Genomic DNA, 12,906 nt, shown 5'->3' with positions numbered 1-12,906 from the left:
CCATAATTCCTCCGCCCAGCCCCTTAAAAAGGGTGATTTAAAGCGACCAATACAACATTGATCTACTGAGATTTATGATACGTTTGAAACTTTAAACAGGACCAAAAACTTTAGAAATGGCACATCAAAAGCAGCACTTACCCAGCAAAATTTGCCCAGTTTGTGGTTTGGAATTTCGATGGCGTAAAAAGTGGCAATTAAACTGGCACGAGGTTAGATATTGTTCGAAGCGTTGTGCCCAGATGCGTAAAACACAACGCTTCGATTCGGTTTAGCGCTACTGAGTGTCTAATTGCAAGATACGAGGTATGGACTTGATACCATGACGTTTGAACATTTTACCGTCTTCATCAATTACAACCGTCACTTCGTCCACAAACTCCCCCTTATAAGCGGTTGCGTCTTGGTCTGTGGTCCACAAGTTAGATACAACAACGGTGACTGACTTTCCCTGTTTGAGCATGTCATTGACTTGCATTCTTGCTTGTTCACAGTCTTTAGCCGCTTTAGGGTTGCGCGTTGCCCAATAGGTTTCACACCACGTTGCGCTAAAAAACACGATATCTGTATCAAACTCGTAGTCTTGCGCTTTACTTTGTGTAGGAGCAATAGCTGCAAGCTCAACGCCCTCTTTAAGTTGCGCCAAGACTTTTTCAAGGTGCTCGTCAGCCTCATGAGTCCGATAGACAAGATCACCTTTACGATTGAAAACCAAATGCAGTGGCGTGCCGTTTAACTGCATCGTTGTTGATAATGAACTTTCGGTATCTTGAGCCAACGGCACTGTAAGGCCAAATCTATCCACTACCTTCTGAATCGCCTGTGAGTCATCATTGAGATCGATATTCACCGCTAAAAACGCTATGTCTTCACCAAATTCTTGATAGTGCTTTTGCAAAGTCGGCATTTGCTTCATACATGGGCTACACCACGTTGCCCACATTTCAATATAAAGCGGCTTCTCTTGAGCATAGTTTTCAAGCGCAACACTTTGCTGGCTCTGCAGCGCAACAACACGCACATCTTGCAAAGGGTGGGCGAAAATAAGCGTGGGAACAAGTGCTAAGACTAATATCAATAATCGTTTCATTTTTGTGCTCTCAAAGATTGTACTGAGTTAACAATAGCAATAAGCTAGTGCCAGTAATTGAAAAAAAGCGACATCTATGACGTTACGCTCTTCTGAGAAATATGCCAGAGAATTACAGCCTATTTCTCACTTTGGTCTCTCTACGCACGCAATTAAAGATAAATCTATTGCCGAGCTTTGGTCTTCCAATGTGGGCAATGACAGCACTTGGAATGAACAACTGTTACATGCCGATGGCCGGATGGGCTTATTCGTGGTGAGCGGTCCCGAAGTGTATATCAATGACCGTGAGCTCGCACAAGGGGTGTATGTGTGTGGCGCTGCAGTGCAGGCGCAAGTCATTAAATGCAGCGCACAAGCGCACATGTTTGGTGCACGATTTCATATTGGGCAGCAACAGTCACTTATCAACTTATGTGCCCATGAGCTAACAGGGCAACTGCTGCCCATCGCAGACTTATCGCTCACCACCTCGTTGTCGAAACTACATTCACAGATGACATTTTCACAATTTGCAGAGCAACTGCTAAAAACCAGCACTGAGCAAAGGACTGCGAATGTGAAGTTAAGTGCCAAACTAATTAACGAGTACAGTAACAGTACAGTGGTTGCGAATACCTTGAATATGAGCAAGCGCACGGTTGAACGCCACGCTTTGAATCAAATTGGCTTGCCATTAAAAACCATTGATATCTTAAAGAAAGTCGCCACTGCCAGAGCCAGCATCAAGGCTCATCCCAAGACGTCACTGACCCAACTCGCCTATGATATCGGCTTCGCAGATCAAGCCCATTTCACTCGCCAATTTAAGCAAGTAGTCGGTATGACACCTAGGGAATATAGAGCGTTGAAAACGGCTCCGATTAGTCGTTAAAATCACCTTGCACTAGGTGCGTCTGGCCCTGTTTATCCACCTCAACCGTCATGCCATCAGCAGCGATGAAGAGCCTGCCGTTGTAGCGCTCTTGTGCGGTGTCTTTAATCCTTGCCATGCACTGCTCCCCACCATAGCGGGCACTGAAATGAGTGAGTAACAAGCTAGGTATTTCGTGCTTTTGGGCATATTCTGCAACTCGCTCAACATCACTGTGGCCGGTATGAAAGCCCACTTTCCTCAAATCTACTGCGAGAAAGGTTGCTTCGTGCACCAACAAATGCACTCCTGCAATCACCTTATCTAAACACGTTGGCGCTTCGTTATCGCCACAAACAATGATCACTCGTGCCGGCCATGCAAAAAAAGTGTAGTCGTCACTAAGCAGTGTTTGGCCATTAAAAGAGGTATTTTCTCCTCGTTGTAGGCGATTGTAATGAGGGCCACTGGTAATACCATCTTCAGCAAGCTTGGTGATATTTAATTTGCGTACGATCTGTGTTTCCACAAATTTATAGGCGTAACTTGCTACCCGATGTTTGAGTGCGCTGCACGTCACAGCCACCCATGACAAACTCTGCTGTGCGCATTGTTCGATACTCACTAGATTCAGCTCAAAAGGTAACTTTAATTCAGTCATTTCCATAGTCGCGCGCACCATCGACAATACTTCATCCGGCGCGATGAGATACATAGCGTGTGTTCGACCCGATAGGCCGGCAGAAGCAATTAAACCGGGAAGCCCGTAACAGTGATCGCCGTGTTTATGGGTGATAAAGATGGCTTCCAAATGGTAAACAGATAACGCACTTTTGAGGATTTGATGTTGCGTCCCTTCACCACAGTCGACAAGATACCAAGGTTTTAAATCGTCACGAAAAACCGCATAAGCCGATACGTTTCTTTGCGTTGTGGGCGTCCCTGAGCTGCTTCCTAATACTTGTACTCGCAATTCTTTTTCCTACTATCTTTGTATCTGAGTTTAATTTTACGACGCGCGCCCAAAGAATAACACTAAGGCACATTTATCAGGATAACCAGTCATGAAAAATGATATCGATACCAAAACCCTGCTCAATGTATACGAGCAAATTCAAAAACACGGAGAACAAACCGAAAAAGGTAAATTGTACCAAGGCCTCTACGCCTACAGTGATATCGATGGCTACACGGTCTACCTTGAAGGCAGCGGTGTATTGCTACGTTTTGGATTTCACAATACCTATCACCTTGACTATCAAAGTGATAAAAACAAAGAAGATTTTATGAACAAAGTGCTCAGCATCGCCCATCATGATTGATCTTCCCCTCATAGGTTAAGCGTATAAACCACTTTGTATAATATGAGGGGTTTTACGTGCACAGACCTAGGCGATATAGGCCCACTCCGGCACCGTTACAAAATCACATCGAGCGAGTTGTCGACGCCTTAAAGCAGCAACCACACAAAATATCACTCATCAGGGAGAACCTTGAGTACTATCGCCAACAGCCACATTTAAAGCGCGGGTTTTTGCTTGCTATTGAACGCTTTGATTGGGTGTTTGCCGCCCATCAAGACATTGATTCCCTGTGCGCCCAATTATTGAGTGATGATTACATAGGTAGGCGTCTACGTCGCTATCCGCTGTTATTCAAGGGCGTATTAGATGATTAACCTGGTGTGGTTAAAGCGAGATTTTCGCCTCAATGACCATGCGCCTCTTCATTTCGCCGCACTCAATGGCAAGCCAACCCTTGTTGTCTACGTGATCGAACCTGAGTATTGGCAACTCAATGACACCAGCATGCGGCAATTTTCTTTTGTCGCTCAAGCGCTACGTTCATTGGCCGTTGAATTGGAAAAAATTGGCGGCTATCTACTAATAAGACAGGGGGATGTGCGTGAAGTATTCGCTCGTATCCACCAGCATGCGGCTATCGATACACTTTTTAGCCATCAGGAAACAGGCAACACTTGGACGTATAAACGAGACCAAGCTGTATTCGCGTGGTGCGATAAAAATGGTGTCGCCATCAATACGTACCGCCAACAAGCGGTTTTTCATGGCGAGGTAGATAGAAATACATGGCAAACCCGTGCCACTGGCTGGCTCGAACACGGTTGTTACCCCAGTCCCACCCGATTGCACAGCCTCATTGCGCATCATGATGGTTTAGCACTGCTTGATACCTACCCAGGAAATGACGAGCTAAAAGCAATTTCAGCACAGCACGGCAGCCACACTGCGGCCCTAAAGACGCGCCATAGTTTCCTGTCACATCGTATTCACCAATACCGATTCGGCATATCCTCTATCGTCAAAAGTGGCACAGCCTGTTCACGCTTAAGTCCCTATCTTGCGTATGGCGTGTTGAGCTTGCGAGATACCATGAATCAACTGTGCGCTATGCCACCACTAGAAGGTAATCGTGACGCAGTTGTCTCACGATTACATTGGCACAGTCATTTCGTACAGAAACTCGAATCTGAACCCCGTTATTGTGAGCAAGCAGTACACCAAGATTTAATATCGCTTCGGGAAAGTGAGTTTGATCCAATCCAGTTCGAGCGTTGGTGTCAAGGCTACACTGGGGTGCCCTTTGTCGACGCCTGTATGCGCTACCTGCACCATTATGGCTGGCTTAATTTTAGGATGCGCGCCATGCTCATTGCGTTTGCAAGTTATCAGCTGTGGTTACATTGGCACTTGCCTGCTGCCTTTTTAGCGCAGCAGTTTATCGATTACGAGCCAGGCATTCATTATCCCCAAGTGCAAATGCAATCGGGGACGACGGGCATCAATCCATGGCGTATGTATAACCCCGTCACTCAAGGGCAAAAATACGATACACACGGTCATTTTATTCGTCATTGGCTTCCAGAGCTCGACCATGTACCCAATGCGTTTATTCATACACCTTGGCTATACACCAATCTTAAAACGGATAAATACGACAGACCCACTGTGCCTCCGGACGTTGCCCTGCGCCACGCCAAAGAAAAAATCTCGGCGTTTTACAAAGCGCATGTAAAAGAGGGTGAAACCCAACGTGTTATAAACACACATGCAAGCCGAAAAAGGCCCACCAGAAAAGCGAACCCGAGAAAAAATACCAAACAATTAAAATTATTTTGATCCTTTTCTTTTTTCGCACCGTAACTATATTGCTTTTCCCTATGAAAGCAGACTTCTTCCCTTTATGGGTAGGCAGAGACTCCCCCGTCTCTGCTTTTTTTTACCGCTTATCGCTCCTAGCTTTGTATTAACCGCTAATCGAAGATAAAACATCGCCAACATGGTATTGTTCACAGCATTTTGAGACTCCATGGATTAAATAGGTATGACAAAAGCTGTATCCGCCGTACCAGAGCAAGAACAAAAAGGTTGGTTTAATCGCTTCCTTGCCACAGTCGAATTTCTCGGCAACTTGTTACCCCACCCCATCACGCTATTCGCCCTATTCTGTGTCGCCATTGTTGTAATCAGTGGTATTGCTGATTGGGCTGGATTGAGTGCAATAGACCCACGCCCTGAAGGTGCAAAAGGACGCGATCCTGATGGCGTAATTGAAGTTGTCAGTCTAATGAGCGCGGAAGGTCTGCGCCGTATTTTTGAAGGGCTCGTCACTAACTTCACAGGCTTTGCGCCTTTAGGCACTGTGCTAGTTGCATTATTGGGTGTGAGCGTAGCAGAGCATTCTGGGCTCTTATCTGCGGCAATGCGCGGTATGGTCATGGGCGCGTCAAAGCGTCTGGTGACCTTTATGGTGGTTTTCGCCGCCATTCTTTCCAACACGGCATCTGAGCTTGGATACGTTGTTCTCATCCCGCTTGCAGCGATGATATTTCACAGTCTAGGCCGCCACCCACTCGCTGGTCTGGCTGCAGCTTTTGCAGGCGTATCTGGTGGTTACAGTGCAAATCTATTATTAGGTACCATTAATCCCCTACTTGCTGGTATTACGACCCCAGCCGCTCAGATGATTGATCCTGACTATCAGGTCGGGGCGGAAGCGAACTACTATTTCATGTTCATCTCCGTCTTTCTTATCGCTATTCTTGGCACCTGGGTGACTGAAAAGGTCGTTGAACCGCGCTTGGGTAAATATGACCCAAAAGAAGCCAGTGTTGATTTAGGCGAGAACAAAATCGAGCAACTAAGTGCAATTGAAAAAAGCGGCTTAAAATGGGCAGGTCTCACCTTTTTAGCACTTGGTGTTATTCTCTCACTAACGATTATTCCTGAAGATGGGATATTACGTCACCAGGTTACGGGTGAAGTTAAAGGCTCACCTTTCCTCAAAGGCATTGTGGTAATTATCTTCATCACCTTCGCGATTCCCGGTTTTGTGTATGGCCGTGTTGTTGGATCAATGAAAAATGACCGTGATGTCATTGACGCTATGAGTAAAAGCATGGGGGCCATGGGTATGTACATCGTACTGGTGTTCTTCGCAGCGCAATTCGTGGCATTTTTTAAATGGACAAACCTTGGCACCATCCTCGCGGTAAACGGTGCTGCATTGTTGCAAGCACTTAACCTTACAGGTCCAGAAGTATTCGTATTCTTTATACTAATGTGTGCGTTGGTTAACTTGAGCTTAGGTTCGTCTTCGGCACAATGGGCAGTCACCGCTCCTATCTTTGTGCCAATGTTGATGCTTATTGGCTACGCCCCAGAAACTATCCAAGCGGCGTATCGTATCGGTGACTCGGTTACCAATTTAATCACACCTATGATGAGTTATTTTGGCTTAATACTCGCCGTCGCCACCAAATACAAAAAAGACATGGGAATTGGTACCCTGGTTGCTACCATGCTACCGTACAGCATGATTTTCTTTGTTGGCTGGGTGTGTTTATTCTATATCTGGGTATTTGTTTTAGGTATGCCTGTAGGCCCTGGCTCACCAACCTATTACCAACCCTAACCCTTCATTCTCGAGCCAGCGCACTTGCTGGCTCGTACCCATTTGCTATAGTTGTTGTGTAATCAATTACCTAGAGCAACTAAGTGCGCTATCTACTCGTTTTCCAGTTTCTCATCTGTTCATTTTATTCACTTGCAGCTGTAGAAAAATTCATTGAACAGACCTATGCAACAGCCATGGTTCTGACCAACGGTGAATCAGTGAACATGGGGGTTGGACACTTTAATTCACCAGCAGCGTTGTTCAATTCTGAGCAAGAAGTGGATAACGAATTACGCCAAGATCTCAATGTATTCACGTTACCTATCTCAAAAAAGACACGTTCACCCATCTATTTTGAAAATTTTGATAGCGAGCTTCACATTCAGGCTAGCTTTTTAAACCAAACAAATAGCCTCAATTTATTTGAGCAAGAAATCGACGATATTGTCGCAGAAGATATCTACGGCATAGGTGCGAATTGGGTTTTCGAACGTCCTGTGAGTTCGAAGTGGTGGTTTGGTTTTGGTACGCGTATCCAAGCCTTCCACTACGATAACTCGTACACCTATAACTCTGAACAAAGTAGAGAATTACTGCAACCACAATTGGATGGCGTCGTTGCAAACATCAGCTCAAATGCGCTAATCGCCAACCCCCATGTTGAAATGATGTATCGCCTTCCTCGTCATTGGGGGTATTACGAATACAAAACAAGTTTCAATTACTACTACGGGAGTTCTTTAGCTGAGCCCTCAGGACTGGGTAAAATCAGGCCAGAAGGGTGGCGTTATCAAAACGGCATCAAAGCACGATTCAATGGTGCGCATTTTGGTGATTTATCACAGGCTTTTTATTTCAAAGCGCACAGAGTTGATATCGGTGGTGATAATGCCAGCGCATTTGGCACTGGCCATTTTTATGAATATGGCATCGGCATACTTTTTGATACTAGCCCTTGGCTATCTTGGCTCGAAAACGTAGGAATAGGTCTTAATTATCATCATGGCAGTGCGTTAGAGGGCGGCAGTGTTGTATTTTATTTTAACGAGTAACTGCCCCTACTAAACCACACTCGATAAGGAACGCGAACACATGCAAGCCCCGAGAAAACTCGCCACTCACTATCGAGCTATTGTGAGTAGTATTGGTTTCTACCCCGCTATCATAATCAGCTTATTAATGGTCTTTGCTATGCTGTTAGCTGCCATAGAGTATCAAGATTGGATGATGCGAATTAAGGATGAGTGGCCTGTGTTCTTCGTGTCGGATATCGACACAGCTAAAACCTTGTTAAGCATACTTGCAGGTGGATTGATTTCCTTGACGGTATTTAGCTTTTCCATGGTGATGGTCGTACTCAATAATGCTTCAGCAACACTGTCACCTCGTGTACTCCCTGGGCTAATCACCATTAAAGCACATCAATATGTGTTAGGAATGTACTTGGGCAGCATCGTTTTTACCTTGCTTACCCTAATGAACATCCATAAAGACCAAGAGCAATTTAACACCCCTGCATTAGCCACCTTCTTTGCCTTGCTGCTAGGAATATATTCGTTAGTGCTGTTTGTCTTCTTTATTCATTCAATATCCCGAGCGATACAAGTAGACAACGTACTCAATACGCTGTTTTCTCAGACAAATAAGCAATTAGAAAGCCTCATTGCATACCAAAGTGCTGACATCCTCAAGCTCAAACCCGACTATCAAGACTGGTATTTATTACCCAGCCCCAATGCCGGATATTTTAAAGGAGTAAATACGCAGCAATTGACCAAGTTACTCACTGAGTACAATTTAGAAGTTGTGGTCGCCGTTGAGCCAGGATTTTTCTGTGTTAAAGGCTTCCCCTATTTGGCCATCAGTTATGATATAAGCGATAACCAAGAACTCTGTGAAAAAATAAATGCGTGTAGTGTCTTTTATATCGAGGAATATATTGGCGATCACTACAGCTATGGCCTTAGGCAAATTGCAGAAATTGCGATAAAAGCACTGAGCCCTGGGATCAATGACCCGGGCACTGCCGTCAAAGCCGTGGACATGTTGAGTATATTAACCATCGCGCGTTTACACGTGGGTGATTTCAACTACACACTATTAAACTGCGATTCTAACAATCCCCGGCTGTGGTTTTATGAGCCAAGTCTCGCTTCATTGTTAGAACAAAATTTTGACCCGATCCGCCACTATGGTTGTTCAGACCCTACAATTCTGGTGAACCTTATTGAAGCGCTTAAGAACATTCTGTTTGTATGTGACCACGATAGCGAATACACCAACGCACTCTATAATTATGTGCAAGCAACTGTGTTTGATGCCGAGCACAATATTAAGAATCCGTATGAACGCGCACACATCAATCGAATGTTGGAGAAAATGAATCATGTTGCCGCCAAACGTGGCGACAACATTAAATTTCAATTATCTGAGAACCAGCCATCGGCTTAAAGTTGCCACGCATAACTGATTTTGGTGAAGAATGTTCTATCCGTCCGCGTTAGTTCGTTGACATCATCATCCTGATAGCCACTGTCTGAATAACCCAGATAAAAAACTGATTGTGGGTTAATCATGTAGGAATACACAACCTGTGAACCAAAGTCACGATTTCGTTCATGGACTTGACGGTACAAGTAGGCTTGCTGGTTGCGGTCGATGTCTTCAAATTGCCAAATCACCTTTAACATACTATGCACATTGAATTTGTAGTACATACGTAGGTCCCATTGCTGCGCGGTGTAAACACTCTCATCTTCCACATCAAGAGAACTGTAGTTGTAGCCTAGCTGCAATTGTAAATGCTGATTGACGTCCCAACTGATGGTGTTTTCGATGTCAGCACCATCGCCTAATCGCACGTTACTATAATCAATTCGCGAGCCATATTCGGCGTAAAGTGTGTAGTTTAAATCTTGAAGCGGCCGCGCAGTAAGATAGACATAGCCATTATTTTGTGAGAAGTACTCACCAAAATACAGTTCGTTACTGTGCCAAACACCCACTTCATAAGTGGAAATTAAAGGGCCATCACCAAAAATATGGCCGACAAATTGCTCTTCTAATAAATTACCTTCGAGGTCATAACTTTTTTCCCACTCGAGGTCATATCCCCACTTTGTAATCCACGCATGCTCTTCCCCGTACCAGGTTTGGCCTCCTCCGAGTTCAAATTCACGGTAGTCAGACTTGGGTTGGTAACCCATATCTGCTCGAAAATCTTCACTTACCTGCTCGATTTCGGCGCGTAATGTGTAGTCTCGCTTCAAGCGCTCGATTGAAAGATTAAAGGCTGTGCCTGATTGCTGCTCATCAAGCTCCCAATTATTAGCGAAATCAGTCGCATTTTGCGTATCAGCGTAAGCCAGTGCGTAACTGATTGAGTCGGAATCATTCAGTGAAGAGGTCCCATCAATACCAACCACAGTATTGTGATAATCACCACCTTGACGATGAGTAAGCATCACCCCTACACCACCGGTTTGCCCTACATCGTAACGATACCGACCTACCGTGTTGACCACTTTCTCATTGAGTTGCACCAAGTAAGAACCTTGGTTTGACGGTAACAGTACGGAAGAGTTATTGTCGTCAGCGACGAGCATGGCATAAGTGTGTGCGCCATTTTTCCCAGTCACTTTCATACCGTAATCAGGATCAGCAATCGTCCTGCTGTACATGAGTTCTAACTCATTGGTCTGAAAGAAAGAAGAGCCGTCCAAAAAGAACGGACGTTTTTCTGCGTAATACAATGAATAGTTGGTATTTACATCCAACTGAATAGCATCCGCTTCCACTTGCGAAAAATCGGGATTAACAGTGGCATTGACCAAGGTCTCATCATTGACCCGCCAACGCACATCTACACCCGCGTTGTAATCAGTATCACCATCAACCCAAGGGCCAGGCACTGATTCTTTCGTGTCACTGCGTTGCACACTAACATAAGGAGTAACCATCACATCGCGTTGTGAAGTGCGATTGGCTAAGCCGGTCAGTTTATCAAATTGACAAAAACTACATTTAATATCGAGGTCAAAACCAACGTTGGAAATTTGATACAAAGGATCACGTGGATAATTACGCGCAACAGAGATACCCCAGGTGATTGGTTCTTTGGTTTTCGGTAGGTTTAAAACGGTCAGAGGAATTTTCATTTCCACTGAATAACCATCATCATTAATTTTCGATGCACTATACCAAATGGCATCCCAACTAGGGTCTTCTTGCCAGGTATCAAAGTCGGTGGCGAGGATATCACCCTGAGCCCCGAACGCGTTAACGAAAAACTCAAAGGCATTGCGCTCATCATTGAGACTGTCGATGATGATACCCACATTATCGTCTCGCCATAGCTCATCGCGGTCTCTAATGGCACCACGGATCTGGCTCGGATTTGGATCTTTTGCATCGATTGCAAGATAGAAAAAGCGCCCATCTTCGAACATATACGCGGTTGTTTCTACCGGAGAAGGAGATCGCTCCAACGGCGCATTCTGAGTGTTTACTTCAATCTTGGTAGCATGTTGCCACACAGCTTCATCAATCTGACCGTCTAATTGCACCGATTCTTGAAGGTGTACAAGTGAATAATTTTGAGCGGGTGGATATGCAAAGGATGCTGCACTAAACCCCAGTGCTAATACGCTTGCGTATACGGGTACGCATTTTAACTGCACCATAAATATCCTTATAACTACAACTAGCCTTTTGCTCTCAGCAAAGTTTTCTCAATGTTAACAAGATGAAAACAAAAAGCTAGTTTTTAGTGCATTAAATGCCAATATAAACTCAAAAACAAGGTGTTAGAGATTTACCAATGTTCCTTTAAGTGTTACACCCGCAATAAGTGCTCCCGCACCGCATTCAAACTCGGTCTCACTCGAAAACTCACGTTTCTTATAATAAGACTGAATATTAACGACCGCGTTCATTCCTTCACGTTTTGCGCGCTCTTGCAGAGCTTTGAGTGCACTTAGCATAACCCATTCACAAGCTTCACGATCTGACTTATTGAATGCATTGGTTTTTTTGTTAGTCATCACCTCTCCGAAGCGCTCTTTCACTTCGCCATGAGACTGAGTTCCAAAGTACATGGGCACATCAAGTAACACTGATTTTGCTTTACTACTTTGCAGTAACTCCGCAATTGGGTATTGACCGATGTCATCCCGAGCCAGCGCGCCTGTAGATACACTCAGTAGCGCAGTTGCTAATAAAATTTTTGCTTTCATAGTTAATTCCATTTTTTATTGTAAAACTTCCATGCCACACCAATACCGTAAGCGATATTATGGTGGCGCTCCACCAGTGGGCTATCTTGCCAACGCGCATCCTTGATACGGTAATATTTGACAAAACCACCGACCCACCAGCGTTGTGAATCGTAATTTAAACCAATCGACACTTCGCTGCCACTATAACCCCGTTCAGCATCATATTGTTCACGGTTGTCTGTGGCAAATTGCTCACTCACACCGTAAAAATAATCGACATATTTTGAGGTCGCGAAATTAATAGCGGCTCGGGATGTCATAGCCAATGTTGCTTGTTCATGTTGCCACAGGCTTCGCTGCCACTGTACGTAAGGCCCCATTCGAAAACCCAAATCGTCAATGCTGGAAAAGTCGCTGGCAATGGCCTTTCGCAAAAAGAGGCCGGCCTTTGCGTAACCATCACTCGTTTGACTGCCACTGAAATAATAATCGAGTGCCGGGCCCAACTCGAATACCCAATCTAAGTCATCCATTCCAGCACGCACTGAGTTGTCTTGACTGTCAACCGCTAAGCTCGCCGTTGCCGAAATATCAAGATGCCAATTACCTTGCTGCCACAAATAGCCTACCGCACTGTTACGGTCCACGCTCAGTTTGTCGCTGCGGTAACGTACATAGGGCAGCGGTAAGGTGTAATTATTGTGCTCACTTGAGCCCAAATAGTGCGGCAAAGAGGTGTGAAAGATACCCGCACCTAGTTCGAGCTCCTCGCTGTAACTCGCTGCACTCATGAGTCCAAGTAACAGACCCCCCACCCATTTAACCATTGC

At 45.0% G+C, this 12,906-nt stretch carries 13 protein-coding genes; 8 read left to right on the top strand and 5 right to left on the bottom strand.

Going from position 1 to position 12,906, the window contains the following annotated elements; translation table 11 throughout:
- The first annotated feature begins 116 nt into the window (after window positions 1-116).
- Entirely contained in the window at window positions 117-275 is a 159-nt protein-coding gene (locus ACH19P_RS17570; RefSeq protein WP_462159913.1) for a DUF2256 domain-containing protein, read from the top strand.
- A 2-nt stretch (window positions 276-277) separates the two neighbouring features.
- On the opposite strand, the gene ACH19P_RS17565 is transcribed toward ACH19P_RS17570, so the two are convergent.
- Entirely contained in the window at window positions 278-1,090 is an 813-nt protein-coding gene (locus ACH19P_RS17565) for a TlpA family protein disulfide reductase (protein WP_462159912.1), read from the bottom strand.
- 76 nt (window positions 1,091-1,166) lie between these two features.
- Between ACH19P_RS17565 and ACH19P_RS17560 the strand changes: the two genes are divergently transcribed.
- A complete protein-coding gene (locus ACH19P_RS17560) occupies window positions 1,167-1,964 on the top strand; it encodes an AraC family transcriptional regulator (RefSeq protein ID WP_462159911.1) in 798 nt (265 codons plus the stop codon).
- On the opposite strand, the gene ACH19P_RS17555 is transcribed toward ACH19P_RS17560, so the two are convergent.
- Window positions 1,954-2,916, bottom strand: a complete 963-nt coding sequence (locus ACH19P_RS17555) for an MBL fold metallo-hydrolase (RefSeq protein ID WP_462159910.1) — start codon at window positions 2,914-2,916, stop codon at window positions 1,954-1,956. The two genes, ACH19P_RS17560 and ACH19P_RS17555, sit on opposite strands and share 11 nt — an antisense overlap.
- Window positions 2,917-3,007: 91 nt before the next feature.
- Here ACH19P_RS17555 and ACH19P_RS17550 point away from each other — a divergent pair, with 91 nt between their 5' ends.
- From ACH19P_RS17550 to ACH19P_RS17525, 6 genes are all read left to right on the top strand, one after another.
- Window positions 3,008-3,265: a DUF3081 family protein gene (locus ACH19P_RS17550; protein ID WP_462159909.1), complete on the top strand. Its 258-nt coding sequence runs from the start codon at window positions 3,008-3,010 to the stop codon at window positions 3,263-3,265.
- 56 nt (window positions 3,266-3,321) lie between these two features.
- On the top strand, window positions 3,322-3,621 hold the full coding sequence (locus tag ACH19P_RS17545) for a hypothetical protein (RefSeq protein WP_462159908.1): 300 nt from the start codon (window positions 3,322-3,324) through the stop codon (window positions 3,619-3,621).
- Window positions 3,614-5,083 carry an FAD-binding domain-containing protein gene (locus tag ACH19P_RS17540; RefSeq protein WP_462159907.1) on the top strand — a complete coding sequence of 490 codons (1,470 nt, stop codon included), beginning with the start codon at window positions 3,614-3,616 and terminating at the stop codon, window positions 5,081-5,083. The genes ACH19P_RS17545 and ACH19P_RS17540 overlap by 8 nt, the downstream gene beginning before the upstream one ends.
- 205 nt (window positions 5,084-5,288) lie before the next feature.
- Window positions 5,289-6,878 carry an AbgT family transporter gene (locus tag ACH19P_RS17535; RefSeq protein ID WP_462159906.1) on the top strand — a complete coding sequence of 530 codons (1,590 nt, stop codon included), beginning with the start codon at window positions 5,289-5,291 and terminating at the stop codon, window positions 6,876-6,878.
- 83 nt (window positions 6,879-6,961) lie between these two features.
- Window positions 6,962-7,912 carry a Solitary outer membrane autotransporter beta-barrel domain gene (locus tag ACH19P_RS17530; protein ID WP_462159905.1) on the top strand — a complete coding sequence of 317 codons (951 nt, stop codon included), beginning with the start codon at window positions 6,962-6,964 and terminating at the stop codon, window positions 7,910-7,912.
- Window positions 7,913-7,952: 40 nt separating this feature from the next.
- A complete protein-coding gene (locus ACH19P_RS17525; protein ID WP_462159904.1) occupies window positions 7,953-9,311 on the top strand; it encodes a DUF2254 domain-containing protein in 1,359 nt (452 codons plus the stop codon).
- Here ACH19P_RS17525 and ACH19P_RS17520 read toward each other — a convergent pair.
- The 3 genes from ACH19P_RS17520 to ACH19P_RS17510 all read right to left on the bottom strand — a co-directional run bounded on the left by ACH19P_RS17520 (window position 9,308) and on the right by ACH19P_RS17510 (window position 12,903).
- Window positions 9,308-11,542: a carbohydrate binding family 9 domain-containing protein gene (locus tag ACH19P_RS17520; protein ID WP_462159903.1), complete on the bottom strand. Its 2,235-nt coding sequence runs from the start codon at window positions 11,540-11,542 to the stop codon at window positions 9,308-9,310. The two genes, ACH19P_RS17525 and ACH19P_RS17520, sit on opposite strands and share 4 nt — an antisense overlap.
- A 123-nt stretch (window positions 11,543-11,665) precedes the next feature.
- Window positions 11,666-12,094 (bottom strand): excinuclease ABC subunit A, encoded by a 429-nt coding sequence (locus ACH19P_RS17515; RefSeq protein WP_462159902.1) that lies wholly within the window; start codon window positions 12,092-12,094, stop codon window positions 11,666-11,668.
- A 2-nt stretch (window positions 12,095-12,096) separates the two neighbouring features.
- Window positions 12,097-12,903, bottom strand: coding sequence for a MipA/OmpV family protein (locus ACH19P_RS17510; RefSeq protein WP_462159900.1), 807 nt, complete (start codon window positions 12,901-12,903; stop codon window positions 12,097-12,099).
- Window positions 12,904-12,906: the final 3 nt, after the last annotated feature.

This window comes from Pseudoalteromonas sp. GB56 (assembly GCF_054923835.1).
Note: the sequence above shows the minus strand (reverse complement) of the source record. Positions and strands in the feature narration are given on the sequence as shown.